This window comes from Arhodomonas sp. KWT (assembly GCF_010993615.1).
In genome coordinates this window covers 33,798-57,606 of the sequence record NZ_WNXE01000007.1, presented here as the reverse complement: position 1 = coordinate 57,606, position 23,809 = coordinate 33,798, and the positions used below count along the sequence as shown (strand labels likewise).

Sequence of the window (23,809 nt, the reverse complement as noted above, 5' to 3'; positions counted from 1 at the left end):
CGGCTCAGGCGGCGGCGTCTTCTTCCTCGGAGACGCTGTTGCGGATGAGGAAGTCGAAGGCGCTGAGGGCCGCCTTGGAGCCTTCGCCCATGGCGATGACGATCTGCTTGTACGGCACGGTGGTCGCGTCGCCGGCGGCGAAGACACCGGGCACGGAGGTCTCGCCGCGGGCGTCGACCTCGATCTCGCCGTACTTGCTCAGCGCCACGCTGCCCTGGAGCCATTCGGTGTTGGGTAGCAGGCCGATCTGCACGAACACGCCGGCGAGCTCGACGTGGTGCATCCCGCCGGTCTCGCGGTCCTTGTAGTCGAGGCCGTTGACCCGGGAGCCGTCGCCGGTGATCTCGGTGGTCTGCGCCGAGCAGATCACGTCCACGTTGGGCAGGCTGTGGAGCTTCTTCTGCAGCACGGCGTCCGCGCCCAGCTTGTCGGCGAATTCCAGCACCGTGACATGATCGACGATGCCGGCGAGGTCGATCGCGGCCTCGACGCCGGAGTTGCCGCCGCCGATCACCGCCACGCGCTTGCCCTTGAACAGCGGGCCGTCGCAGTGGGGGCAGTAGGCCACGCCCTTGTTGCGGTACTCCTCTTCGCCGGGCACGCCGAGCGAGCGCCAGCGCGCGCCGGTGGCGAGCACTACGGTCCGGCCTTTTAGGCTGGCGCCGTTGGCGAGGCGCACCTCGTGGGGCCGGCCGGGCTCCTCGGCCGGGATCAGCGCCTCGGCGCGCTGGCGGTCCATGATGTCGACGCCGTACTCCTTGACGTGCTCCTCGAGCGCAGCGGCGAGCTTCGGCCCCTCGGTATAGGGCACGGAGATGAAGTTCTCGATGCCCAGGGTGTCCATCACCTGGCCACCGAAGCGCTCGGAGGCCACGCCGGTGCGGATGCCCTTGCGCGCGGCGTAGATCGCCGAGGCCGCGCCACCCGGACCGCCGCCGACGACGAGAACGTCGAACGGGTCCTTCTCGCGCATCTTCTCCGCATCGCGGGCCTCGGAGCCGGTGTCCAGCTTGGCGACGAGGTCCTCGAGGGTCATGCGCCCCTGGGTGAAGGGTTCACCGTTGAGGTAGACGCTCGGCACGGCCATGATCTCCTTGGCCTCGACCTCGTCCTGGAACAGCGCGCCGTCGATGGCCTCGTGCCGGATGCGCGGGTTGATGACGCTCATGAGATTGAGCGCCTGCACCACGTCCGGGCAGTTCTGACAGGACAGCGAGAAGAACGTCTCGAAGTGGTAGTCCCCATCGAGCGCCTCGATCTGCTCGATGATCTCCCGCGATGCCTTGGACGGGTGGCCGCCCACCTGCAGCAGCGCCAGCACCAGCGAGGTGAACTCGTGACCCAGCGGGATGCCGGCGAAGCGCACACTGATGTCTGTGCCCGCGCGGCGGATATCGAAGGAGGGCCGACGCACGTGGGTGTCGTCGTCCTCGTCCTCGCGGCGCAGCAGGCTGATCTTGTCCGAAAGGGACTCGATCTCCCGCAGCAGCTCGTCGAGCTCCGTGGACTTGGCACCATCATCGAGGGAGGCGACCAGCTCGACCGGCTGGGTCACGTTCTCGAGATAGGCCTTCAACTGGTCCTTGAGCTTGTCGTCCAACATGACGATGCCCCCTTGGTTCGGATTCGGTGGGCGTGCCGGCCCCGGCGGGGCCGGACACGCTCTTGGGATGCGTGCGGGTCCGGCGGTGCGGACCCGCGGTCGGCACCGGTGTGCTTAGATCTTGCCGACCAGGTCCAGCGACGGCTCGAGGGTGGTCTCACCCTCCTTCCACTTCGCCGGGCAGACCTCGCCGGGGTGGTTGCGCACGTACTGCGCCGCCTTGACCTTGCGCAGCAGGTCGGTGGCGTCGCGGCCGATGCCCTCGGCGGTGGTCTCCATCGCCTGGATGACGCCGTCCGGATCGATCACGAACGTGGCACGGTCGGCCAGGCCCTCGCCCTCGCGCATGTTGTCGAAGTTGCGCGTGATCTCACCGGTGGGGTCGCCGACCATGGTGAACTTGATCTTGCCGATGGCCTCGGAGGTGTCGTGCCAGGCCTTGTGGGCGAAGTGGGTGTCGGTGGAGACGCTGTAGATCTCGACGCCCAGCTTCTGGAACTCGTCGTAGTGGTCGGCCAGGTCCTCGAGCTCCGTCGGGCAGACGAAGGTGAAGTCCGCCGGGTAGAAGAACACCACGGACCACCCGCCGCGCAGGTCCTGGTCGCTGACATCGAAGAAATCCGCGCCAGCCTTGAACGCAGTGGACTTGAACGGCTTGATCTCGGTGTTGATGAGAGACATTGGTATCGACTCCTTTCCGTGACGTTGAACCTCGAGTGCACACCCTACTGGCGACCGATTGGTTGTTCCAATTGATTGTCGTTAAATTAGTGATAGTGTCTGTCTATCGTTGTGACCCGACACGGGGCGTCGCACCAGGCGGGCGCGTGGTGCTGTGCGTTCGCGGTGCATGGCCGCGCGGCCACCGGTGCGACCGCGGTGGCGGCCCGGAGCCGGCCGGAGTGCGCTTGCGTTTCGCCCCCGAAACCGGCTACAAATACGCGGGTGGGCGTTCGCCCCGCAAGGCGGCCGTAGTTCAACGGTAGAACCCGACCCTCCCAAGGTCGTGATGCCGGTTCGATTCCGGTCGGCCGCTCCAGATCCGCCGCCGCGTCAGGGCGCGGCGGCTTCCGTCTCCTGCGACGTCTGCATCTCCTCGATCCAGTCCATCTGCACCTGTTCCCCGGGATCGGCACGCGGGTCCATTTCGGTGATGACCGTGGTGGTGCGGGCCATGCTCACGAAGGCGGTCTGCTCTTCGTTGGGCACCTGTTCGCGCCGGGCGGCCAGGGTCGCGGCGGCCATCAGCACGGCGCAGGCGGCCGCGGCGTGGAACAGCCCCTCGGTGCCGAGGAGGTTCATGAGCTGGCCGATGGCGATCGGGCCGACCACCGCGCCGATTCCCCAGAGGAAGAGCAGCGCGCCGGCGACGCCGACGAAGTTGTCCGAGCGCACGCGGTCGTTGATATGGGCCACGGCCAGCGGGTAGAGCGTGAAGGTCAGGCCGCCGTAGCCCAGGCCGACCGCGGCGAGCACGGTCAGCCCGCTGTTGGCGACGAACAGCATCACCACCGCGAAGGCGGCCAGCGCCAGGTTCACCGCCACCAGCAGGCGTCGCCGGTCGAAGACGTCGGAGAGGTGGCCGATGGGGTACTGCAGCAGCATGCCGCCGAGGATCACGGCGCTCATGAACACGGCGACGCTCTGCAGGCCCACGTGGTCGACGATGAACAGCGGTGCCAGCGCGAACGCGGAGCCGTTGACGATGCCCGCCCCCAGGCAGATGAACACCCCGAGCGGAGAGCCGCGGCAGACCAGCGCGAGCGCCATAGGCGTGCGCTCCGGCGGTGTCGGGTGGATGGCGCGGGTGAGGCTCACCGGCACCAGGCACAGCGCCAGCAATACGGCGTTGAGCATGAACAGCTCCGGTCCGCTCGCCGGGCGCACGGAGATGAGGAGCTGACCGAGGCCCAGGCCGAGGTAGCTGGTGGCCTGGTAGAGGGAGAACAGCCGGCCCCGGGCGCCGCCGGCGCCACGCTCATTGAGCCAGCTCTCGATGACCATGTACAGCCCGGCCAGGGAGAAGCCGCTGATCACCCGCAGAGCGCCCCAGACCCAGGGGTCGATCCACAGCGCGTGCACCAGCGTGGCGGCGGTGACCAGTGCGGCGAAGACCGCGAAGGCGCGGATGTGCCCGGCCCGGCGGATCACCGCGCCGGCGCCGAGGGCGCCGAGCATGAGCCCGGCGAAGTAGGCGGACATCACCAGGCCCGTGATGCCGGGGCTGTACTGCTCGATGCCCATGCGCACGGACAGCAGTGTGCCGAGCAGCCCGCTGCCGGTCATGAGGATGACCGTCGAGCCGAGCAACGCCGTGATGGAGACGATGAGCGCGCGCATCCGCCTGGGTATCCGTTGCTATGTTGGGAACTGCCGCCGTTCCGGGCGGCAGGTAGAGGTCCCGATCGGCGAAAGTACGCCTTCCCTGCACGCCTGTGAAGTGTTCGACGTGAGACCCCGTCCCTGTCACCTGCGCCGCGGCTGTGTGCTACAAGTTCCGGTAGGGGTGTGATAACGCGGCGGACGGGAAACCTTGAGCGCGCCGGCGCACTCTAACCATCACAGGCCCTCGTCCCGAGGGTCTCCACAGGGGGCGTCCCGACGGGCGAATCCGTGACGGAGGAGATGGTATGTCGAGCACGAACGGCAATCCGCGCGAGCGGCATGAGCAGTTCCTGGATTCCCTGAGCGCCTTCACCCGTGAGCACCGGGCGAAGCAGTGGGAGGGCACGTTCGCGGATTACCTGGAGCAGGTCGTCGTGCAGCAGCCCGGGCTGGCTACGCGCAGCAGCCACCAGTATGTCTGGGACATGCTGCGCTGGATGCAGCGCCGGGAGGCCGAAGCCACGCCCGAGGGGGAGGAGTTCCGGCTGTTCTCCCACGAGCTCTTCGGCATGGACCGGCCGCTGCGCCGGATCATGGACTACTTCAAGGCCGCGAGCGCGGGCTCCGAGGTCGGCCGCCGGCTGCTGCTCCTGCTCGGCCCGCCCTCCGGCGGCAAGTCCAGCCTCGTGATCCTGTTGAAGCGCGGGCTGGAGGAATACAGCCACACCGAGGAGGGGGCCCTCTACGCGCTCAAGGGCTCGCCGCTGCACGAGAACCCGCTGAACCTCGTGCCCTACACCCTGCGTGCGGAGTTCCGCGAGACCTACGGCGTGGACATCCAGGGCGATCTCTCGCCGTACTGCCGCTCGGTGCTCGAGCGCGAGTACGAGGGCGATTTCATGCAGTACCCGGTGGAGCGGGTCTTCCTCTCCGAGGCCAACCGCGTGGGTGTCGGCACGTATGCCCCTCATGATCCGACCACGGCGGATATCGCCGATCTGATCGGCTCCGTCGACCTCGCCAAGGTCTCGGAGTACGGCGACGAGGGCGACCCGCGGGCATGGAGCTGGTCCGGTGCGGTCTACGCCGCCAGCCGCGGGCTGCTGGAGATGATCGAGATCCTCAAGGTCAAGCGGGAGTTCCTCTACCTCCTGCTCACCCTCACGCAGGAGAAGAACGTCAAGGTCTCGCGTTTCCCGCTGATCCACGTGGACGAGACCATCATCGCCCACACCAACCTGGCGGAGTTCCGCAAGTTCCTCCAGGAGAAGGAGAACGAGGCCCTGCTCGACCGCATGGTCATCATCCAGGTGCCCTACACCCTCAACTACCACGATGAGGCCCGGATCTACCGCAAGCTCATCGCCCAGGCCCCGACCTTCCAGCAGGTCCACCTCGACCCGCATGCCCTGGAGGTGGCGGCGGTGTTCGCGGTGCTATCGCGGCTCAAGCCCTCCGAGCGCGAGGACCTGGACCTCTCCAAGAAGGTGCACCTGTATGCCGATGAGGGGGTCGAGGGGGTCTCGGCGAGCGAGAAGGAGCGGGTGCAGCACGAGCACGAGGACGAGGGGCTCTCCGGCGTGTCGCCCCGGTTCGTGGTCAACGCGCTGTCCAACGCGATCTCGCGCAGCGACGTCAGCAGCCTCACCAGCATGGAGGTGCTGGTCACCCTCAAGGATGCCATCGAGAACGACGCCCGCATCGAGTCCAAGCAGAAGCGGGCGTGGGTGGACTTCCTCGTCACCGCGCGCAAGGACTTCTACAACCACTGGGTCAAGGAGGACGTGCACAAGGCGCTGTTCGTCTCCTTCGAGGAGGAGAGCGCTAGCCTGCTGGAGAAGTACCTCGACGAGGTGGAGGCAACCCTGGACAACCGCGAGGTCAACGACCCCATCACCGGCGAGTCGCGGCCGCCGGACGAGCGCTTTCTGCGCTCGGTGGAGGAGAAGATCAACATCTCCGACGCCGGCAAGAACACCTTCCGCCAGGAGGTGGTGCGCAAGGCGATGGTCGCCTACAAGCGCGGCGAGAGCTTCACGCTCGACTCCCACACCCGGCTCAAGGAGGCCATGGAGCGTTATCTGTTCGAGGAGCGCCGCGACGTGCTGCGTCTGGTGACCTCGGTGACCCGCCCGGACGAGGAGGCGAAGGAGAAGATCGCCGCCGTCGAGGAGCGGCTGATCGGCGACTACGGCTACGACCGTCACGGCGCACGGGAGGCGCTCAACTACGTGACCACGCTGCTGTCCCAGGAATAGCGCGAGACAGCCCGCATCGGCGGGCGAGGAGGGCGCAATGACGCTCATCGAGACCCACGGCAGCGACGCCGACGGCCACTGGTACGACCTCTTCTCCCGGGGCACCCGGGACTGGCTCCGTCACAACCGCCGTGTGCGCGAGGCGGTGCGCGAGCAGCTCCCCGACCTGGTGGCTGGCTCCGACATCCTGTCCCGGCCGGACAACCGCACCGTCCAGGTGCCGGTGAAGTTCATGGAGCACTACCGCTTCCGGCTCCGTGACCCGAGCGAGCAGGAGGGCGCTGGCCAGGGCCAGGCGGAGCCCGGTGACGTGCTTCGTCCCGCCCAGCCGGGGCACCCGGGGGCCGGCGGCGAAGAGGGCGCGGGCGAGGGCGACGGCGGCGTGACCTTCGTGCTGGAGTTCCGCGTCGACGACATCCTCGACTGGCTGTGGGAGGAGCTGGAGCTGCCCAATCTCCAGCCCAAGCAGGGCGACAGCGTCGAGACCGACGAGCTGATCCGCGAGGGCTGGGACCGTCGCGGGGCGCGCTCGCGGCTCGACCGCCGCCGTACCATGCGCGAGGCGATCAAGCGGCGCAGCGCCACGGGCCCCGGGGCGGTGCCGATCAGCAACGACGATCTGCGCTTCCGCCAGCTCGCACGCCGGCGCAAGCCGAGCACCAATGCGGTCGTCTTCCTGTTGCTGGACGTCTCATCGAGCATGGACGAGCATTGCCGCAAGCTCGCCAAGACGTTCTTCTTCTGGGCCCTGGCGGGCATCCGCCGGCAGTTCTCCGCGGTGGAGACGGTGTTTGTCGCGCACACCGTGGAGGCGTGGACCTTCGAGGAGGAGGCCTTCTTCCAGGTCCACGGCCAGGGTGGCACACGCAGCTCCTCCGGGCTGCTGAAGGTCGAGGAGGAGCTGGAGGCGGGCTACGACCCGTCGCGCTACAACTGCTATCTCTTCTACGCCACCGACGGCCACAACTTCAGCGAGGATCGTGGCAAGGCGACGGAGATACTCGCGCGGCTGGCGCCGCAGATGAACTTCATGGGCTATGCCGAGGTGTCCCACGCCGGGCACCGGCGGCTCGATACCGAGGTCGCCATCATCTGGCGCGAGCTCGCGGCGCTGGGCGTGCCCTGCGGCAGCTACGCGCTCAGCGACGACGGCGATATCTGGCCGGCGATCCGGGCGTTCTTCACCGATCAGGCGGACGCGGCGGAGGCGGTTTGATATGACCCTGACCCTGGAGCAGGCGGTTCCGAGGATGGAGGCCCTGGCCCGGGAGCTGGGGCTGGAGCACTATCCCGTCGACTTCGAGCTGGTGCCCTCGGCATTCATGACCGAGATCGCCGTCTACGGGCTGCCGGTGCGTATGCCGCACTGGTCGTTCGGCGTGCGCTGGATCTACCAGATGGTCCAGCACCGTATGGGGCACTCGCGAATCTTCGAGGTGGTCTTCCCGGGCAATCCCAACCGGGCGTTCCTGGTGGACACCAACAGCGTCGAGGAGAACACCCTGGTCGTCGCCCACGTGCTCGGGCACGCAGACTTCTCGCGCAACAACCTGCTGTTCGCCCACAGCCAGTCCCAGGTGGGCTACCACATCGTCGAGCAGGCGGCGGCGCACGCGCACCGTATCGAGGAGGTGATCGAGACCGTGGGCGAGCGGCGCGTCGAGGCGGTGCTGGACGCGGCCCTGGCGCTGGAGCCGCACATCGACACCGACCAGCCCCTCAACCGCCCGCGCTACGAGAGCACCCGTTCCGCGGCCGGCGCCGGGACGGCGGAGGCTGACGCGGAGCCGGAGTTCCAGGACCGCTACGCCATGCTACCCGGGGAGGCGGAAGGGCTCGGCGACGCCCCGCAGCACCGGGCGCCGCCGAGGATCCCGCCGCACCCCGAGCGCGACCTGCTGTGGTTCATCGCCCAGTACGCCCCGGAGATGGAGGATTGGGAGCGCGACATCTTCCTCGCGGTACGCAAGGAGGCGTACTACTTCCAGCCGGTGTTCAACTGCCAGATCATGAACGAGGGCTGGGCGAGCTACTGGCACGCGCGGCTGCTGCGCGAGGCGGACTTCCTGCCCTCGCAGGCGTACGTGGACTGCATGAAGACGCATTCCGACGTGGTCCGGCCCTACGGCGGCGACAGCCGCATCTCACTGCAGGTCAATCCGTATCACCTGGGCTACGTGCTCTGGCAGCACATCGTCGAGAACGACGGCCTGGAGGCGGCCCGGGCGGTGATGAGCCAGGAGGACGACTTCGGCTTCGTGCGCAACTACCTCACCGCCGAGCGGGCCCGGGAGCTGGAGCTGTTCGTCTATGCGGCGCGCCAGGACGGCCAGATCCGGGTGACCGATTCCAACCTTGCCGAGCTGCACGAGACCCTGCTCGGGCCGAAGTACAACTTCGGTGCGCCGCGGGTGGTGGTCGAGGAGCTACAGCGCGACGGCGGCCTGGTGCTGCGTCAGAACGTTGCCGACGACGGGCGGGGGCTGGACCTGGCGCGGGCGCGCCATGTGCTCGACTACATTTACCGGGTGTGGCGCCGGCCGGTGACCCTGCTGACCTGCGACGAGCGGGGGCGGGAGCTGCGCCTCGAGCCCGACGGCGGTGGGGACGCGGATTAGCTCCGGCTTATCGTTTCCGCACTTTTCCGGCCGAACGGGCTGTGGCCGGCAATGGTTTCCATATGGTTAACAATATGTTGATGTGTGCCCGCTTGCCGGGCGCCGGCACGGTGCGGAGACTGACGGCGTCAGGCAGGCGGGGTCGCCAAGGCGGTCTGGCCTGCGCAACCGTGATCGAGGGACGCGACAGTGTGGCGCAATACGACATCGGCGTACGGACTGGTCAGCATCGTGCTTCACTGGCTCATCGCCGCGGCCATTCTCGGCCTGTTCGGCCTGGGGCTGTGGATGGTGGACCTCTCCTATTACCACCCCTGGTACACCACCGCCCCTGACATCCACCGCTCCATCGGCGTGCTCGTGGGTGCGGCCGTGCTCGCGCGCCTGATCTGGCGCGGGCTCAACCCGCGGCCGGCCTTCGAGACCGGCATGGCACGCTGGGAGCGCGCCGGTGCGCTGGCGGCCCACTGGGTCATGTACGCGCTGATGCTCGGTGTCGTCGCCGCCGGCTATCTGATCACCACGGCGCAGGGCGATGCGGTCAGTGTGTTCGGCTGGTTCGAGGTGCCGGCCCTCGTCTCCGGCGTGGAGCAGCAGGAGGAGCTGGCCGGTGCGATCCATTATTATGGCGCCTGGGCACTGGTGCTGATCGCCACGGTCCACGCCCTCGCCGCCCTCAAGCATCATTTCGTCGACCGGGACCGCACGCTGGTACGCATGCTCCGTCCCGGCCGGTGAGTTCCGAGCAATCCATCGAGAGTCACAATCACCAGGAGGGACCGATGAAGCGCATCCTGACGACAATAGCCGCCACGTTGCTGGCGTTCGGCGTCACCGCCGCCCAGGCCGCTCCCGAGCAGTACAAGCTCGATACGGCACATACGTTCATTACCTTCAAGACCAGCCATATCGGGTTCTCGTGGATGCCCGGGGTGTTCCACGACTTCTCCGGCACCATCACCTACGATCCGGAGGACCGTGCCGCGAGCTCGACGGAGTTCACGGTGCAGACCGAGTCCGTCGACACCTTTCACGCCGAGCGCAACAAGCACCTGCGTGAACGCGACGGCCTGTTCGAGACCGGGGAGTTCCCGACGGCGAAGTTCGTGAGCACTTCCTACGAGCCCACCGGTCCGGACTCCGCGAAGCTCACCGGTGAGCTGACCATCAAGGGCAACACCCACACGGTGGAGTTCAAGGTCCAGGAGCTCGCCGCGCGCAAGGATCCCTGGGGGAACTTCCGGCGTGCCTTCTCCGCCAGCGCCACGATCAATCTGGCGGATTTCGGGCTGACCTATTTCGCCGACAACAACATTCCGGAGCCCAAGACCGCGGAGATCAACATCTCCGTCGAAGCACTGCGCCAGTAGTCGCTCGCCGGCACGTGCACCTGCCACGTCTGCCGGTCCCACACGCCCGCCGGTGCCCCCGTGCCGGCGGGCGTTCTCGTGTGGGCCTGACGCCCCGGCGTAACGAGGGATCCCCGGGTCAGGTGCGATGGGTCGCCGGCAACAACACAACAGGCCGCGGGACGGTCGCCGTACCGCGCACCGTCACAGCCCGAACGGGCGTCGTCCTGCTGCCCCGGCCTTCGCGGTGAGACGCGACCGGTCCGATGCGGCACCCCGTCCCGGGACGGCGGGAGAGCCGTGGCGTCACCGCCCGGCGACGGCCGCCGGTACCGCGCCGTCCGGCGGCGACGGCATCGCCATGCGGTTCGTGGCAGCCTATGATCCTCCCCCGGTCCGTCGCGGTTTGGCGCGGGCCGCCCTGCCATCATTCCGACGAGGTGACACGAGACGATGACCAGCGCGATGGCATTCCTGCTGATCGGACTGCTGCTCGTGGCCATGGGGTTCACCCGGTCGGCCGTCGACCGGCTGCCCGTGACTACCGCCATGCTCTACCTGGGTGTGGGTCTGGTGGCCGGGCCCACGCTGCTCCAGGCCTATCACTTCAACCCGCTCAAGCAGTCGCAGACCCTGGAGCTGATCACCGAACTCGCGGTGCTGCTCTCCCTGTACACGGCGGGCGTGAAGATGCCGGGACCGTTCAGCCTGCGCCGCTGGCGCACCACGGCGTTGCTGGCCACGGTGGCGCTGACCGTGACCATCGCCGTGATGGCCGTTTTTGGTTACGTCGTCCTCGGGCTCTCCGCCGGGGCGGCGATCCTGCTGGCGGGGATCCTCGCGCCCACGGACCCGGTGCTCGCCACCGACGTGCAGGTGCGCCATCCGGGGGACCGGGACCGCCTGCGTCTGGCGCTGACCTCGGAGGCGGGGCTCAATGATGGCACCGCCTTCCCGTTCGTGCTGCTGGGGCTCGGGCTGCTGGGTATCCATCCGCTGGGAGAGGCCGGTACGGCCTGGGTGTTGCGGGACGTGCTGTGGGCGAGTGCCGCCGGCGTGGGCATCGGCCTGGCGGCGGGTGTGCTCGTCGGGCATGCTGCGGTCGAGGTGCGCCGGCGCTGGCCCGACGCGGTGCTCATGGACGATTTCGTGGGCCTGGGGCTCATCGCGACGGTCTACGGCCTCACCGTGAGCATCCATGCCTACGGGTTCCTGGCCGTGTTTGCCGCCGCTGTCGCCCTGCGCCAGACGGAGGTCCGTGCCGAGCCGCTGGCGCGAAACCGCATTACCGACGCGTCGCTGCTGTTCAAGGAGCAGCTCGAACGTTTCAGCGAGGTGGTGGTGATCCTGCTCGTCGGCGGCACGCTGTTCCTCAACTCCTGGAGCTGGCGTGCGGTGGCCACGGCGCTGTTCCTGTTCCTGGTCGCGCGGCCGCTCGGGGTCTGGCTTGGGCTGCTCGGCAGCCGCGCGCCGCGGCGCATGCGGATGATGACGGCCTGGTTCGGCGTGCGCGGGATCGGCTCGCTCTACTACCTGATGTATGCCATCGACCAGGGCCTGAGCGAGTCCGTGGCGCTGGAGCTGATCCACATCACGCTTATCGTGGTGACGCTCTCGATCCTGGTCCACGGGATCAGCGTCAAGCCCATGCTGAGCCGCTACTGGCACCGCGGCAGCCGCCATCGCCGGCCTGCCGCGGTGCCGTAACCCGCCGGCTCACGGGTCCTGGCCCTCCTCGATCACGCCGCGTTCGAACAGGCCCAGCACCACGACGATGACGAGCGCCAGCGCCGTGACGACGGCCGCCAGCGCCAGCTCGCCGGCGCCACAGGCGACCCCGATGGCGCCGACGGTCCAGATGGCGGCACCGGTGGTGATGCCCTGAATACCGGTGTTGCTACGAATGATGCTGCCGGCCCCAAGGAAGCCGATGCCGCCGATCACGCCCTCGATGATGCGGGTGGGGTCGATGCTGGCGGCCCCCGGTTTGCCCTCCGCGGCGGAGAGCAGGATGTCCATGCCGATGAGCATGAACGATGCCGCGCCGAGCGCCACCAGCATGTGCGAGCGAAGCCCGGCTGGTTTGCCGCGGAGCTCGCGCTCCAGGCCCAGCAGCATCGCCAGCCCCGTCGCTGCCGACAGGCGGGCAAGCATCTCCAGCAGCGGGAGCTCACCGCTCATAATGTTCCCCCTGGTTAGCACCATTGGAGCCCCGCTCGGACACGCCCATGCCGGCGGTCAGCACGAAGCGCATGGCGTCCTGTGCGCCCATGTCCACGGGCTCGACCTGTCCCCGGGGCATCACCAGGGTGAAGCCGCCGATCTGGTAGCTCATGGGCAGATACACCGCCACCATGTCCTCGCCGCCCAGGGCATCGCCGAGCCCGTCCCGGGTCAGGAAGCCGAGCACCGCCTCGGAGCGGCCCGGCACGCGCACGAGCACGGGGCGGCCGGTGTCCTGGCCGTCGTGGGGGGAGAACATCTGCATGACGTCGCGGATCGAGCCGTAAATGGTCTTGATCAGCGGGATGTGTTCCAGCAGGCGCTCGCTCAGATCGAACAGCCGGCGCACGATCCAGACCTGCATCAGCACGCCCACGCCGAAGACCAGCGCGACACCCAGCAGCAGTCCCAGACCCGGGAAGGCCAGGGTGTCCGGCAGCAGCCACTCGCTGATCGCGCCGAGTACGCGCTCGGCATACAGACCCAGCCATGCCAGTAGCGCGAAGGTCAGGGCGATCGGCACGACCGCGGCGAGTCCGGACAGGAATATGCGTCCAAGGGTTTTCATTGTCTTTTGTCCCGGTCGCTGTGTGATGGGCACGGGGCGGTCGATGCCGCACCCGTACCCGATAAGGGAAGGGGTGTCAGTTGCCGTCGCTCATGTTGTCCGTGGTTTCCTCCATCTCGTCGCCGGCCTCCTCGATCGCCTGGCCGGTATCTTCGACGGCCTCGTCCACCTGCTCGCCCGCCTTCTCCGCGGGGCCTTCGTCGTCACAGGCGACCAGACCGAATCCGAGCATAAGGGCAAGGGCGAGAAAAAGGGTGCGTCGCATTCCGGTTCTCCATTGTCCGGGGGTGAGTTCGGTACCGGCCGGGGTGCCATCGGCGATGCGCCGTACCCACGGCCGCTCTATGGCCCCGTCACCCGCATTGACCCGCCGTCGATGCACCAGGCCTCTCCGGCGGGGCCCTCTGCCTGCGACGATGGGATCGGGGGCGTACGCCGTCAACGACCGCCGGATAGCCGTGCTGGCCGGTGGCGGTGTGTCCGCGTATGGCGACACCGCGGCGGTGCAGCGGGGTTAAAGGTCCGGGTCGTCCAGCGGGCTGGATGCGGAGTGGGGCTGGGGGACGTCCTCGGTGCCGACGTCTTCGCGGCTGACGTCCATGGAGCCGGACCAGTCCTCCGGGGGCTCGATGGGACGGGCGCTGATATCGAGCCAGGTCTCCATGTCCAGTGCCTCCACGGCACCGTCGAAGTACTGGATCTCGATGCTATCGTCATCGCTCTCGAAGGCGACGACCTCGAAGCTGTCCCCTGACGGGGTCATGTACCAGTCCCCGACCACGGGGTCGTGACCGACAGCCATCGCGGGACCTCCTCCACCTGTTCCGGATGCCCTGAGGCAAGCCTGCTTCACGTATAGGAAGCGACCGCCGTCGCTGCAACGGCGGTCTGACGGGCGGCGGAAGCGCCCCCCCCCGGCATCAGGCGATGCGGAAGCGGCGGAACATCTCGTCGAGTCGGCGGGAAAGACTGTCGAGCTCCCCGGCCGCGTGGCTGATGCCCTGCGCCCCTTCGTCGGAGCGCGAGGTCAGCTCGGCGACCTCGGTAATGGTCCGGTTGATGTCCTCGGAGACGGTGCTCTGCTCTTCCGTGGCGGTGGCGATCTGCAGGTTGAGATCCCGCATGGTCGAAACGGCCGTCTCGACGTCGCGGATGGCCGTCGCGGTGGACTCGGCCTGCTCCAGCGTCGATCCGGCGCGCTCGCGTCCCTTCCGGGTGAGGTCGCCCGCGGTGGTCGCCGCGGACTGGAGCTTCTCGATGGTCTGGCGGATCTCCTCGGTGGATTCCTGGGTACGCTGGGCGAGGGTGCGTACCTCCTCGGCCACCACCGCGAAGCCGCGGCCGTGCTCGCCGGCCCGCGCGGACTCGATGGCGGCGTTGAGGGCGAGGAGGTTAGTCTGCTCGGCAATGCCGCGGATGACCTCGAGTACGGTGCCGATCTCGGTGGTGTCCTGCTGCAGCTGCTCCATGGCGTTACCGAGCTCGCTCACGAGATCGTCCATGTGCTTGACGGCCGTGACGTTCTCGTCCATCGCCCGGAGGCTACTCTGGGTGTTGTCGCCCGCCTGGTCCGCGGCGGAGGCGGCATCAGAGGCATTGCGGGCGACTTCCTGGATCGTGGCGGACATCTCCGAGATGGAGCTGGCGCTGCCTTCGGTGCGCGAGCGTACCTCGGAGCTGTCGTCCGCGAGACCGGACGCCGTCCGGGTCAGCTCCTGCGCCGTCTCGGCGAGCGACCGGGCCGCTTCCTGCATCCGTGCGAGCATGTCGGTGATGTTGCTGCGCATGCCCTTCAAACCCTCGGAGAGGCGGCCGAGTTCATCTGCGCGGTCGACGCCGGTGTCGTTCCGGAAGTCGCCGTGGGAGTACGCGTCGATGGCGTCGGCGAGCCGGCGGGTGGGGTGTACCACGCTGCGGTTGAGCATCCAGAACAGCAGAGCCAGGGCCACGATGGAGACGCCGACGATGACGGGCAGGCTCCAGTCGGTGGCGATACCGGCCGTCCGGGACGCGGCTTCGCGCTGCTGGCGGGTGAGCGTGCCGATCTGGTCAGCTGCCTTGCTCAGCAGCTCGGTCGGTCCGCGATCGATGCCACGGACCGCGGTGTCGCCGGCACGGTGGTCGAAGCCGCTATCGACGAACGCCTTGTAGCCCTGCCGGTACTGTTCGGCCATGTTCTCGTGGGCGGTGAGGAATTTCTGCAGTGTCGAGCGGATCGCCGGCGTCGGGGCCGCAGCAATCAGGTCCTCGATGCGGGACTGCACCTCGCCTTCGGTCTCGCGGAACTGGCGCCAGTACTTCTCGCGCTGAGCGTCGTCACTGCCGCGCAGCAGTACGTTCTTCCACTCCTGGACCTGCTGCTTGAACAGCCGGTTGGTCGCGAGGATCTCGGTCTCGGCGTGGACGTAGCGTGTGAGCAGGCGTTCGTAGTCGCCGATGCTCGTGTTGAGCCGCACCACGGCGATCACCGCCGTAATGCAGACCACGGCCATCGCCAGGCCGACGGATGCCAGCAGCCAGTTACGCAGGCTGGATTTGAGCCAAGTCATCATCGATGTAGTTCCCCGGGCAGTCAACGTGAGCAGTTCCTACCGCGAACGAGTAATGGTGGTTAAGCTTTATGGTTCGTGGTGTCGACGGTGTATCGGCACGGCGGGGCGGTGCCTTAAGGCCTGGCGGCGAACGTCGTGGCAGTGGCCGATGGGCGGTATTCGCAGGGGCCTGGACGGCGATGCGCTGGCGAGCAACAGGCGTTCGATGCAGCGGTCCGGTCACGGGTCGGCGGGCGCCTCACCGACGCGACGGACCGATGGAACAGGGCGGAGGCATGGCGCAGGGATTCCGTGAACGCATGGCCGCGGAGGTCGCGGCGTGGCGGCACCAGGGCGTGGTCGACGACGATCTGGCCGCACGTCTCGCTGCGCGATACGCTGACGCGGAGGGCGCCGGGGCAATGGCGGTCCGGTTGCTGGGGGGGATCGCGGTAGTCCTGCTTGCCGCTTCTTCCCTCGCCGGGGTGGGGATCCTGCTGCAGAGCGCCTCCCCCGTTGCCCTGGCCGTGCTGGTACTGGCCGCCGCTTTCGCTGCCGGCTGGGCGGGGATCGGCCTGGCGCGGGATCGACGCCGGGGGCTGACCGTCACCGGCGGGGTGCTCATCACCTTTGCGCTCGCGGCTGGTTACGCCGGGGCGTTGCTGTTGTACTTCGGTCTTGGCGGCGGGGGCGGGGCGGACATCCCGCTGCTGGCGATGCTGCTCACGGCGATTGCCGCCCTGGCGGTGGCCTATTCGAACGCCCTGCGGTGGCCCTTGTTCCTGGGGCTGCTTCTGCTCTTCCACTGGGCGGGCACCCGTCATGGCTATATCGGTCATGGTGGCTATTTCCTGGACATCCAGAATGAACGGGACATGGCGGTCGCCGGTCTCACGGCGGTCGTGTTCGGTGTCCTGCACGAGTCGGTGGGCGAAAGGCGCTGGCTGCGACGCCAGGTCGGTTTCGGACATCTCTGGCTGGTCTGGGGGCTGGTCTATTTCAATCTCTGCCTCTGGATACTCTCCATACGGCCCGGAGGCACCGGCTGGGTGCTGGCGTTCAGCGCCGCCGGCGTCGCCCAGATCGTGGCCGGGGCGGTGCTCCGGGACGGACGCTTCACCGGGTTCGGCGTCGTTTTCCTGGCTATCGATGTGTATACGCGGCTGTTCGAACGGTTCTGGGACGAGGTCTCCATCGGGGGGTTCCTGCTGGTCTGCGGACTGCTCGGTGTCGGCATCGGGGGCATGTGTGAGCGCTTCGGCGCGGGGCGGGCGTCATGAGTCCCGCGCGCTTCAGACGGCGGGTGCGCCGTGAGCTTGCGGCGCTGCGACGCGAAGGTGTGCTCGACGACGCCGGGTTCTCCGCCCTTGCGGCCCGTTATCCCGATGCCGGCTGGGACTGGCGTTCGCTGGGGCGGTGGTTCGCGATATTCGGCGGTATCAGTGCCGCGGCCGGCGTGGTCCTGCTGGGCCGTGAGCTGCTCGGTTTCTCGCTGGCAAGGCTCGCCGCGGTGCTCGGTGTCTGCGTCGTCGCCGCTTTCGCGGGCGGCCTCCGGCTCAGGCGGCGCGGCGGTTACCACTGGACACCCCGGGGCCTGGAGCTTCTGGGCGGCCTGCTGGTGATCGCCCTGACCTTTACCGTGGGGGCGATCATCTCGGCCGGCTCCGGCAACTGGCCGGCGCTGCTGCTTATCGACCTGGGGGTGCTCCTGGTCCTGGCGTACGTGCTGGACAACCTGCTGCTCCTGATCGCGGCGGCGGTGGTGTTCTTCGCCTGGTTCGGCGGGGCCACCGGTTATGCCTCGGGCTGGGGCGTGTACTGGTTCGGGATGAGTTATCCGCTGCGTTTCCTTCTGGCCGGTCTCGCCGTCGCTCTCGCCGGCGGGCTCCACCGACTGGCGGAGGCGGGGCCTTTGGCCCGCTATCGCGGCTTTTTCCTGGTGTGGCTGTCCGCCGGGGTGTTCTTTGCGGAGATGGCGCTGTGGCTGCTGTCCCTGTTCGGCAGCTTCGAGCTGTCGGATGGCTTTCACCGGGCCGGTGCCGGGGAACTGTGGCTGTTCAACCTCGCCTGGCTCGGTCTCAATGCCGCGCTCATGTCGCTTGGAATCCGTTACCGGCTGCGGATGCTGCGTGGCTATGCCTGGACATTCCTCGTCATCCAGGGCTACACCCAGTTCTTCCGGTTTTTCGGGCATGCCCTGGGCCCGGTATTCACCGGCTTCGTGATGGGAGCGGCCACCCTGGCCCTGGTGGTGTGGGCGGAGCGCCGCAGGCGGGAGGCAAGCGGCACCGGTTAGCACGGGTCGCCGCGACCGTCGCGGGGGGCGGTGCGGGACCATGGGCCCGGGACGCCACGGGTGTGTCCCGGGGGCTGCCCTATGCGGTGCTTTGCGAACGCGTAGCCGCCCCGCCTTGGGCCAGGCCGGGCGCTGTGCTGGGAGAGGCCTGCGTCAGCAGCACATCATCGGCGCCGGCGTAGATGCGGCGCGAGCGCAGGTAGCCGGCGCCGAGCCAGGACGGCTCGCGGGCGTCGACGGGCATGCCGGGGGGTATCCGCCCGGTGCGCTCGTAGTAGGCGGCGTAGCCCTGCTCCTCGTCGCTGAGCGAGATGCCGAGGCGCCGGGCATTGAGGGCAAAGCGCTCGTCGCCGTCGAGCAGCTGCTTGTACCGCACCAGGTCCTTGATGTGGCCGATCACCTCTGTGCGATCGTCGGCGAGAAAGCCGGCGATGGCGTCGTGGACGTAGTGATCCATGAGCGTGGCCACCGCGGCCGGCGGGCGGCCTCGGCGACGAGGGCGTGGAGGGGGCGCTCGCTGGCGTCGGCCTGGCGGATGGCGAGCCGGGCGGGGGCGCCGATGAGGTGCTTGAGCTCGAGATCGCCGCGCTGGCAGAGGCAGTCGAGGCGGTAGCGAAAGGGGGCGCTCACCGCCTCCTCGCCGACCAGGCGGTGGGGGAGCAGCCCGGCCGGTGCGCCGAGCTCCAGGCGCAGCAGCCGCTGGTGCTGCGTGAGCTCGACGTCGAAATGATCGAGCAGCCGGTCCGCAGAGGTGTCGTCGGGCATGTGTCACCGTCCCTGGTCGATCGCCGGATCGCGCCGGTGCGGCGCGTCATCGCCTTCCGCCCTCCTGGCGGTCGGCATGGGCCCGGGGGCAGGCCCCGGCCCGGATATCAAAAGCCTACCGCAACGCGGCGCGGATGCCGAGTCCCGCGCCGCGCTGTTTCCCGGTGGCCCTGCTAGGGGCAGGGGTTGGCGTTGTCCCGGTGGATCGCCTCTATGCCCTCGATCACCGTCTCCGGCAGCGCCAGCGTCTCGCTGTCCATGTTGCTGTGGAGCTGCTCCATGGTGGTGGCGCCGATGATGTTGCTGGTGAGGAACGGCCGCGAGTTGACGTAGGCGAGGGCCATCTGCGCCGGGTCCAGTCCGTGCTCCCGTGCCAGCGCGACGTAGCGTGCCGTTACCGTCTCGCCGGGCTCGCCCAGGTAGCGCTTGAACTGGGTGTAGCGGGTCAGGCGGGCGCCCTCCGGGCGTGCGCCGTTCAGGTACTTGCCGGTGAGCGCGCCGAAGGCTAGGGGGGAGTAGGCCAGCAGCCCGGTGTACTCGCGGTGCGCGATCTCCGCCAGTCCCACTTCGAAGCTGCGGTTGACCAGACTGTACGGGTTCTGCACCGAGACCACCCGGGGCAGGCCGTGACGCTCGGCGAGCTGGAGGAAACGCATCACGCCCCAGGGGGTCTCGTTGGAGAGGCCGATATAGCGGATCTTGCCCTCGTCGACGAGGTCCGCGAGGGCGCGCAGGGTCTCCTCGATCCCCGGCTCCACGTCCTCCTCGGGATAGGTGTAGCCCAGGCGGCCGAAGTAGTTGCTCGGACGCTTGGGCCAGTGGAGCTGGTAGAGGTCGACGTAGTCCGTCTGCAGGCGCCGGAGGCTGCCCTCCAGGGCCTGGCGCAGTCCCTGGGCGTCGTAGCTCGGCCTGCCGTCGCGGATGTGCTTCACCCCCGGGCCGACGCACTTGGTCGCCAGGAACACCGAGTCGCGGGGCGCGCCGGCGGCGAAGTAGCTGCCGATGTAGCGCTCCGTGGTGCCCCAGGTGTCCGCGTGGCTCGGCACGGGGTACATTTCGGCGGTGTCGAAGAAGTTGATCCCGCGCTCGCGGGCGGCATCCATCTGGGCGTGGGCCTCGGCCTCGGTGTTCTGGTGGCCCCAGGTCATGGTGCCCAGGCAGAGCCGGCTGACCCGTACGTCGGTATCCCCGAGTTGGCGGTATTCCATGCTGTCCCTCTCGTGGCTGGTGGGTGCCATAAGGCGGATGGGCGATCTTGCCGGAGGCATTGCCATGCGTCAGCCGCGCCGGCGCCCGGGGGCCCGAACGGGTGGCTGTATCGGCGCACCTGTCGCCGCGGTCCCGCGGTGCCCTGACGTGTGGGAATGCCTCTGGACGGATTAGTGTGCGGTGTGCCGGCCACGCGCGTCCAACCCGCGGCGGGGCCTGCGTCAAAGCTGGTATCCTCGCGGCTTCCGTTGGGTCAGGAGGGATGGCGGATGCGCGAGCTCGTACTCGGTGGCGTGAAGTCGGGCAAGAGCCGTTATGCCGAATCCAGGGCGGCGGAGACGGCCGACGTCGTCTACGTCGCGACCGCCTGTGCCGGTGACGACGCGATGGCCGAGCGTATCCGCCGCCACCGGGATCGTCGTCCCGTCCACTGGCGGACCCGCGAGACTGATATGGATCTCGCCGGGGTGCTTGCCGGCGAGGCCGCGCCCGGACGCTGTCTGCTGGTGGACTGCCTGACCTTGTGGCTGACGCGGTTCCTGGAGCAGCCGGACGCCTGGCCTGACGCCCGTACCGATCTCCTTGATGCCCTGCCCGGCCTGCCCGGCCGGGTGCTGATGGTCAGCAACGATGTGGGAGGCGGCGTGATCCCCGCCGACGCGGTGTCGCGCTGGTTCGTGGACGAGGCCGGCCGGCTCCACCAGGCCGTCGCCGAGCGCTGCGAGCGCGTCGCCCTCGTGACCGCCGGTCTCCCCCAGATACTGAAGGACGAGCGATGAGCACATCCCCAGCGATCGCACCGCCGGACACGGCGGCCATGGACCGCGCCCGGGCGCGGCAGGCCAACCTCACAAAGCCCCCGGGTTCACTGGGCCGGCTGGAGGAACTGGCCGTGCGCATGGCGGGGTTCCAGGGCAGCGAGCGCCCCTCGGCGGACCGGGTGGGCATCGTGGTGTTCGCCGCGGATCATGGCGTCGCCGCCCGGGGCGTGTCGGCCTTTCCCGCCGAGGTGACGGTGCAGATGATCGCCAACTTCGCCGCCGGCGGTGCCGCGGTAAGCGTGCTCGCTAACCGGCTCGGCGCGTCGCTGCGGGTGGTGGACGTCGGCTCAGCCACCGACTACTCGGTCCCCGAGGGCGTGACGCTGGCGCGTGCCGGCCGCGGGACAGCCGATTTTACTGTCGGGCCGGCGATGTCCGCGGAGGCCCTGGCGGCGGCCTCGGCCAGCGGCCGGGCCGCGGCGGACGAGGCCGTGGACGCCGGGGCGCAGGTGTTCGTCGGCGGGGAGATGGGTATCGCGAACACGACCGCCGCCGCCGCGGTCGCGTGTGCGCTGCTGGACGCCGAGCCCACTGAGCTGGCCGGGCCGGGCACCGGCCTCGACGCCGCCGGCGTCAGCCGCAAGGCGGCGGTGATCGGCGAGGGGCTGGCACGGCACCGCGATGCTATCAACGGGCCGGACGATGCCCTCCGTTGCCTCGGTGGTTTCGAGATCGTCGCTCTGGCGGCGGCCATGGAGCGGGCGGCGGCCAGCGGCGTGCCGACCCTGGTGGACGGGTTCATCGTGACCGTGGCGGCCCTGGCGGCGGTCCGGCGCACGCCCTCGTTGGCACCGTGGCTGATCTTCGCCCATACCTCGGACGAGCCCGGCCATCGCGCGGTGCTCCGGGCACTGGACGCCGACCCCCTGCTTGCGCTCGGGCTGCGGCTCGGCGAGGGCAGTGGCGCCGCGGCGGCGGTGCCGCTGCTGCGTCTGGCCTGCGAGGTGCACGGCGGCATGGCCACCTTCGAGGAGGCGGCGGTGGCCGCCGGGGAGGGCTGAGCGATGCAGCGTATCGACACCGGTGATGCGGTGTTCATCGATCTTATCCGCCATGGCATGCCGGTGGGCGGGCGCCGCTACCGGGGGCACCGGGACGACCCGCTATCGGAGGAGGGCTGGGCGCAGATGTGGGCGGCGGTGCCGGAGGCGCCGCCGTGGCAGCGGATCGTGACCTCTCCGCTCACGCGTTGCCGGGCATTCGCTGAGGCCCTCGGCGAGCGGATCGGCGCGCCCGTGGCCGTGGAGCCGGCCTTCACCGAGATCTCCTTCGGCGAGTGGGAGGGTCGTGAGGTCGCGGAGATCCTGGCGCAGACGCCGGAGGCGATGCAGGCCTACTGGGCGGATCCGGTGGCCGCCACGCCGCCCGGCGGCGAGTCGCTCGCCGGGTTCCGTGAGCGGGTGGTCCCCGGCTGGGAACGGCTCGCCGGCGCCGCCGACGTGCACACCCTGGTGGTGGGCCACGGGGGGCTCATTCGCATGCTGCTGGCCCACGTCCTCGACATGCCGCTGGCGGCGGTCCTGCGCCTGGAGGTGCCGAACGCCGGCGTGACCCGGCTGCGGGTGCAGTCCGACATCAACGGCCGGCCGGCGCCGAGCCTGGTGTTCCACGCGAGGTCACGGGCATGACGGAGCCGCTGCGCGTGGCCTTCGCCTTCCTGACCCGTCTGCCGGTGCGGCCGCGGCGGATGGACGCGGCGACCACCGGGCGCTCGCTCGCGTGGTATCCGCTTGTCGGTGCCGTGATCGGCCTGCTTGCCGCCGCAGCGGTGCTGCTCGCCGGCACGGCGGGGCTGCTCGGCGGGGCGCTGGCGGTCGCAGTGCTGGTGGTCGTCTCCGGGGCGCTGCACCTGGACGGGCTGGCCGACAGCGCGGACGCGTGGGTCGGCGGCCTGGGGGATGCGGAGCGCACCCTGGCGATCATGAAGGATCCGAGCTGCGGACCGGTGGGCGTCGCGGCGGTGGTCGTGGTCCTGCTGGTGGAATTCGCGGCGGTGGCCACGCTCGCCGGCACCGGTGCGGTGGCGGCCCTGCTGGTCGCCGGCGTGCTCAGTCGTGCTGCGGCCCCGGCGCTATTCCTGACGACACCCTATCTCCGCTCCGCCGGCCTGGGCACGGCGCTGGCCGGCGGTGCGGACCCAACCGCCGTGCGCCTGGGGCTGCTGGCGGCCGCGGCGGCGAGCCTGCTGGCCGGCGGTGCCGGGCCGGTGGCGCTGATTGCCGCCGGGGCGACGGTCTACGCGGTGCGTGCGGCCTGCCTGCGGCGGCTCGGCGGTATCACCGGCGACACCACCGGTGCCGCCATGGTGCTGGTCGAGGTCGTGGTGCTGGTGGTCCTGGCGCTGCTGGGCTGACGCGTTACCAGAACACGAACAGCAGCACCGCCCCGAGCAGGAGCCGGTAGATCACGAACGGGGTCATGCCGATGCGGTCGAGCAGCGCCAGGAAGGCCGCGATGCAGGCATAGGCTGCCACGGCGGAGACGCCGGTGCCGATGGCGATCGCGCCCCAGTCCACCGGTGTCGCGGTGGTGAGCAGGTCGAGTCCCTTCCAGGCCCCGGCGATGGCGATGGTGGGGATGGAGAGCAGGAACGAGAAGCGCGCCGCCGCGGTCGGCGCCAGCCCCACCATGAGCCCGGCGGTCATGGTCACGCCGGAGCGTGACGTACCGGGGATGATCGCCAGGCACTGGGCGAGGCCGATGGCGAGTGCCGCGGGCAGGCGGATGGCCTGCTCGTCGCCCGTGCCGCGGCAGTAGCGCGCGGCGGCCCAGAGCGCCACGGCGAAGACCAGATTGGCGGCCGCGATGACCAGCGGTCCGCGCAGGGCGTCGTCGCCGGCCAGGGCCTCGAAGGCGCCCCCGGCGAGCACGATGGGCACTGTTGCCGCCACGATCATCACCCCGAGCCAGCCCTCGCCCCGAAGGTGGCCGGTGCGCAGGCCGAGCAGTGTCTCCGTGATCAGCCGCCAGAGCGTGTGCCGGAAGTAGGCGAGGACGGCGGTGAGCGTGCCCACATGGACGGCGATGTCGAAATCGAGTCCCTGGTCCGGCCAGTGGGTGACGATCGGCACGAGGATCAGGTGGGCCGAGCTGGAGATGGGCAGGAATTCGGTCAGTCCCTGCAGCAGGCCGAGAATCAGTGCGTGCAGCCAGTCCATGATCGTCAGTGTTGCTCCGTGGTGGTGACGGGGGCGAGAGAGTACACACGTACGGGGGCGGCAAGTCCGCGCAGGCGGCGCTCCA

At 69.2% G+C, this 23,809-nt stretch carries 24 protein-coding genes and 1 tRNA gene; 13 read left to right on the top strand and 12 right to left on the bottom strand.

All coding sequences use genetic code 11. The features are described from left to right. Positions 1-4: 4 nt before the first annotated feature. Positions 5-1,603, bottom strand: coding sequence for an alkyl hydroperoxide reductase subunit F (gene ahpF, locus G7A99_RS03135; protein WP_163138821.1), 1,599 nt, complete (start codon positions 1,601-1,603; stop codon positions 5-7). Positions 1,604-1,717: 114 nt separating this feature from the next. Beyond that, positions 1,718-2,284, bottom strand: a complete 567-nt coding sequence (gene ahpC, locus G7A99_RS03130) for an alkyl hydroperoxide reductase subunit C (RefSeq protein ID WP_018719044.1) — start codon at positions 2,282-2,284, stop codon at positions 1,718-1,720. A 284-nt stretch (positions 2,285-2,568) separates the two neighbouring features. Here ahpC and G7A99_RS03125 point away from each other — a divergent pair. Next, positions 2,569-2,642, top strand: a tRNA-Gly gene (locus G7A99_RS03125). A gap of 14 nt (positions 2,643-2,656) precedes the next feature. On the opposite strand, the gene G7A99_RS03120 is transcribed toward G7A99_RS03125, so the two are convergent. Further along, positions 2,657-3,943 (bottom strand): MFS transporter, encoded by a 1,287-nt coding sequence (locus tag G7A99_RS03120; RefSeq protein WP_163138820.1) that lies wholly within the window; start codon positions 3,941-3,943, stop codon positions 2,657-2,659. A 290-nt stretch (positions 3,944-4,233) separates the two neighbouring features. On the opposite strand from G7A99_RS03120, the gene G7A99_RS03115 reads away from it, so the two are divergent. From G7A99_RS03115 to G7A99_RS03090, 6 genes are all read left to right on the top strand, one after another. Continuing rightward, complete coding sequence (locus G7A99_RS03115; RefSeq protein WP_018719042.1) at positions 4,234-6,186, top strand: serine protein kinase; 1,953 nt, start codon at positions 4,234-4,236, stop codon at positions 6,184-6,186. Between the two features lie 37 nt (positions 6,187-6,223). Next, positions 6,224-7,402 (top strand): DUF444 family protein, encoded by a 1,179-nt coding sequence (locus G7A99_RS03110; protein WP_018719041.1) that lies wholly within the window; start codon positions 6,224-6,226, stop codon positions 7,400-7,402. Position 7,403: 1 nt separating this feature from the next. Beyond that, complete coding sequence (locus G7A99_RS03105; RefSeq protein WP_018719040.1) at positions 7,404-8,804, top strand: SpoVR family protein; 1,401 nt, start codon at positions 7,404-7,406, stop codon at positions 8,802-8,804. A gap of 189 nt (positions 8,805-8,993) precedes the next feature. Next, complete coding sequence (locus G7A99_RS03100; RefSeq protein WP_018719039.1) at positions 8,994-9,542, top strand: cytochrome b; 549 nt, start codon at positions 8,994-8,996, stop codon at positions 9,540-9,542. A gap of 44 nt (positions 9,543-9,586) precedes the next feature. Beyond that, positions 9,587-10,174: a YceI family protein gene (locus G7A99_RS03095; RefSeq protein WP_018719038.1), complete on the top strand. Its 588-nt coding sequence runs from the start codon at positions 9,587-9,589 to the stop codon at positions 10,172-10,174. Between the two features lie 432 nt (positions 10,175-10,606). Further along, complete coding sequence (locus G7A99_RS03090; protein WP_163138819.1) at positions 10,607-11,860, top strand: sodium:proton antiporter; 1,254 nt, start codon at positions 10,607-10,609, stop codon at positions 11,858-11,860. Positions 11,861-11,869: 9 nt separating this feature from the next. Here the strand turns inward: G7A99_RS03090 and G7A99_RS03085 are convergent, their stop codons facing one another. The 5 genes from G7A99_RS03085 to G7A99_RS03065 form a co-directional block, all read right to left on the bottom strand. Beyond that, on the bottom strand, positions 11,870-12,334 hold the full coding sequence (locus tag G7A99_RS03085) for an MgtC/SapB family protein (RefSeq protein WP_018719036.1): 465 nt from the start codon (positions 12,332-12,334) through the stop codon (positions 11,870-11,872). Next, positions 12,324-12,944, bottom strand: a complete 621-nt coding sequence (locus G7A99_RS03080; RefSeq protein ID WP_018719035.1) for a DUF502 domain-containing protein — start codon at positions 12,942-12,944, stop codon at positions 12,324-12,326. Before G7A99_RS03080 ends, G7A99_RS03085 begins: the two co-directional genes overlap by 11 nt. Before the next feature lie 76 nt (positions 12,945-13,020). Next, positions 13,021-13,209, bottom strand: coding sequence for a hypothetical protein (locus G7A99_RS03075; protein WP_018719034.1), 189 nt, complete (start codon positions 13,207-13,209; stop codon positions 13,021-13,023). A 249-nt stretch (positions 13,210-13,458) separates the two neighbouring features. Then, positions 13,459-13,746 carry a DUF6763 family protein gene (locus G7A99_RS03070; RefSeq protein WP_018719033.1) on the bottom strand — a complete coding sequence of 96 codons (288 nt, stop codon included), beginning with the start codon at positions 13,744-13,746 and terminating at the stop codon, positions 13,459-13,461. 118 nt (positions 13,747-13,864) lie between these two features. Further along, positions 13,865-15,496, bottom strand: coding sequence for a methyl-accepting chemotaxis protein (locus G7A99_RS03065; RefSeq protein ID WP_018719032.1), 1,632 nt, complete (start codon positions 15,494-15,496; stop codon positions 13,865-13,867). A 257-nt stretch (positions 15,497-15,753) separates the two neighbouring features. On the opposite strand from G7A99_RS03065, the gene G7A99_RS03060 reads away from it, so the two are divergent. Together G7A99_RS03060 and G7A99_RS03055 are read left to right on the top strand one after the other, a co-directional pair. Further along, positions 15,754-16,755: a hypothetical protein gene (locus tag G7A99_RS03060; RefSeq protein ID WP_163138818.1), complete on the top strand. Its 1,002-nt coding sequence runs from the start codon at positions 15,754-15,756 to the stop codon at positions 16,753-16,755. Further along, positions 16,752-17,771, top strand: coding sequence for a DUF2157 domain-containing protein (locus G7A99_RS03055; protein WP_026321197.1), 1,020 nt, complete (start codon positions 16,752-16,754; stop codon positions 17,769-17,771). Before G7A99_RS03060 ends, G7A99_RS03055 begins: the two co-directional genes overlap by 4 nt. A gap of 79 nt (positions 17,772-17,850) precedes the next feature. On the opposite strand, the gene G7A99_RS03050 is transcribed toward G7A99_RS03055, so the two are convergent. The 3 genes from G7A99_RS03050 to G7A99_RS03040 all read right to left on the bottom strand — a co-directional run bounded on the left by G7A99_RS03050 (position 17,851) and on the right by G7A99_RS03040 (position 19,744). Further along, positions 17,851-18,228, bottom strand: coding sequence for a hypothetical protein (locus G7A99_RS03050; RefSeq protein ID WP_163138817.1), 378 nt, complete (start codon positions 18,226-18,228; stop codon positions 17,851-17,853). Next, complete coding sequence (locus tag G7A99_RS03045) at positions 18,168-18,536, bottom strand: contractile injection system protein, VgrG/Pvc8 family (RefSeq protein ID WP_163138816.1); 369 nt, start codon at positions 18,534-18,536, stop codon at positions 18,168-18,170. The genes G7A99_RS03050 and G7A99_RS03045 overlap by 61 nt, the downstream gene beginning before the upstream one ends. 173 nt (positions 18,537-18,709) lie before the next feature. Beyond that, positions 18,710-19,744 carry an NADP(H)-dependent aldo-keto reductase gene (locus G7A99_RS03040; protein WP_018718641.1) on the bottom strand — a complete coding sequence of 345 codons (1,035 nt, stop codon included), beginning with the start codon at positions 19,742-19,744 and terminating at the stop codon, positions 18,710-18,712. Between the two features lie 270 nt (positions 19,745-20,014). Between G7A99_RS03040 and cobU the strand changes: the two genes are divergently transcribed. The 4 genes from cobU to cobS are packed head-to-tail and all read left to right on the top strand — an operon-like array spanning position 20,015 to position 22,919. Further along, positions 20,015-20,524: a bifunctional adenosylcobinamide kinase/adenosylcobinamide-phosphate guanylyltransferase gene (gene cobU, locus G7A99_RS03035; RefSeq protein WP_018718642.1), complete on the top strand. Its 510-nt coding sequence runs from the start codon at positions 20,015-20,017 to the stop codon at positions 20,522-20,524. Beyond that, positions 20,521-21,567 carry a nicotinate-nucleotide--dimethylbenzimidazole phosphoribosyltransferase gene (gene cobT, locus G7A99_RS03030; RefSeq protein ID WP_163138815.1) on the top strand — a complete coding sequence of 349 codons (1,047 nt, stop codon included), beginning with the start codon at positions 20,521-20,523 and terminating at the stop codon, positions 21,565-21,567. The genes cobU and cobT overlap by 4 nt, the downstream gene beginning before the upstream one ends. A gap of 3 nt (positions 21,568-21,570) precedes the next feature. After that, positions 21,571-22,194: a histidine phosphatase family protein gene (locus G7A99_RS03025; RefSeq protein WP_163138814.1), complete on the top strand. Its 624-nt coding sequence runs from the start codon at positions 21,571-21,573 to the stop codon at positions 22,192-22,194. Further along, positions 22,191-22,919, top strand: a complete 729-nt coding sequence (gene cobS, locus G7A99_RS03020) for an adenosylcobinamide-GDP ribazoletransferase (RefSeq protein ID WP_163138813.1) — start codon at positions 22,191-22,193, stop codon at positions 22,917-22,919. The genes G7A99_RS03025 and cobS overlap by 4 nt, the downstream gene beginning before the upstream one ends. 4 nt (positions 22,920-22,923) lie before the next feature. Here the strand turns inward: cobS and G7A99_RS03015 are convergent, their stop codons facing one another. Then, positions 22,924-23,724 (bottom strand): undecaprenyl-diphosphate phosphatase, encoded by an 801-nt coding sequence (locus G7A99_RS03015; protein ID WP_163138812.1) that lies wholly within the window; start codon positions 23,722-23,724, stop codon positions 22,924-22,926. Positions 23,725-23,809 lie beyond the last annotated feature (85 nt).

What these genes read in the sequence shown, in the direction of transcription:
- ahpF (WP_163138821.1), bottom strand. Translation starts at nt 1,603, where the DNA reads ATGTTGGACGACAAGCTCAAGGACCAGTTGAAGGCCTATCTCGAGAAC.
- ahpC (WP_018719044.1), bottom strand. Translation starts at nt 2,284, where the DNA reads ATGTCTCTCATCAACACCGAGATCAAGCCGTTCAAGTCCACTGCGTTC.
- G7A99_RS03120 (WP_163138820.1), bottom strand. Translation starts at nt 3,943, where the DNA reads ATGCGCGCGCTCATCGTCTCCATCACGGCGTTGCTCGGCTCGACGGTC.
- G7A99_RS03115 (WP_018719042.1), top strand. Translation starts at nt 4,234, where the DNA reads ATGTCGAGCACGAACGGCAATCCGCGCGAGCGGCATGAGCAGTTCCTG.
- G7A99_RS03110 (WP_018719041.1), top strand. Translation starts at nt 6,224, where the DNA reads ATGACGCTCATCGAGACCCACGGCAGCGACGCCGACGGCCACTGGTAC.
- G7A99_RS03105 (WP_018719040.1), top strand. Translation starts at nt 7,404, where the DNA reads ATGACCCTGACCCTGGAGCAGGCGGTTCCGAGGATGGAGGCCCTGGCC.
- G7A99_RS03095 (WP_018719038.1), top strand. Translation starts at nt 9,587, where the DNA reads ATGAAGCGCATCCTGACGACAATAGCCGCCACGTTGCTGGCGTTCGGC.
- G7A99_RS03090 (WP_163138819.1), top strand. Translation starts at nt 10,607, where the DNA reads ATGACCAGCGCGATGGCATTCCTGCTGATCGGACTGCTGCTCGTGGCC.
- G7A99_RS03085 (WP_018719036.1), bottom strand. Translation starts at nt 12,334, where the DNA reads ATGAGCGGTGAGCTCCCGCTGCTGGAGATGCTTGCCCGCCTGTCGGCA.
- G7A99_RS03080 (WP_018719035.1), bottom strand. Translation starts at nt 12,944, where the DNA reads ATGAAAACCCTTGGACGCATATTCCTGTCCGGACTCGCCGCGGTCGTG.
- G7A99_RS03075 (WP_018719034.1), bottom strand. Translation starts at nt 13,209, where the DNA reads ATGCGACGCACCCTTTTTCTCGCCCTTGCCCTTATGCTCGGATTCGGT.
- G7A99_RS03070 (WP_018719033.1), bottom strand. Translation starts at nt 13,746, where the DNA reads ATGGCTGTCGGTCACGACCCCGTGGTCGGGGACTGGTACATGACCCCG.
- G7A99_RS03065 (WP_018719032.1), bottom strand. Translation starts at nt 15,496, where the DNA reads ATGATGACTTGGCTCAAATCCAGCCTGCGTAACTGGCTGCTGGCATCC.
- G7A99_RS03060 (WP_163138818.1), top strand. Translation starts at nt 15,754, where the DNA reads ATGGAACAGGGCGGAGGCATGGCGCAGGGATTCCGTGAACGCATGGCC.
- G7A99_RS03055 (WP_026321197.1), top strand. Translation starts at nt 16,752, where the DNA reads ATGAGTCCCGCGCGCTTCAGACGGCGGGTGCGCCGTGAGCTTGCGGCG.
- G7A99_RS03050 (WP_163138817.1), bottom strand. Translation starts at nt 18,228, where the DNA reads ATGGATCACTACGTCCACGACGCCATCGCCGGCTTTCTCGCCGACGAT.
- G7A99_RS03045 (WP_163138816.1), bottom strand. Translation starts at nt 18,536, where the DNA reads ATGCCCGACGACACCTCTGCGGACCGGCTGCTCGATCATTTCGACGTC.
- G7A99_RS03040 (WP_018718641.1), bottom strand. Translation starts at nt 19,744, where the DNA reads ATGGAATACCGCCAACTCGGGGATACCGACGTACGGGTCAGCCGGCTC.
- cobU (WP_018718642.1), top strand. Translation starts at nt 20,015, where the DNA reads ATGCGCGAGCTCGTACTCGGTGGCGTGAAGTCGGGCAAGAGCCGTTAT.
- cobT (WP_163138815.1), top strand. Translation starts at nt 20,521, where the DNA reads ATGAGCACATCCCCAGCGATCGCACCGCCGGACACGGCGGCCATGGAC.
- G7A99_RS03025 (WP_163138814.1), top strand. Translation starts at nt 21,571, where the DNA reads ATGCAGCGTATCGACACCGGTGATGCGGTGTTCATCGATCTTATCCGC.
- cobS (WP_163138813.1), top strand. Translation starts at nt 22,191, where the DNA reads ATGACGGAGCCGCTGCGCGTGGCCTTCGCCTTCCTGACCCGTCTGCCG.
- G7A99_RS03015 (WP_163138812.1), bottom strand. Translation starts at nt 23,724, where the DNA reads ATGGACTGGCTGCACGCACTGATTCTCGGCCTGCTGCAGGGACTGACC.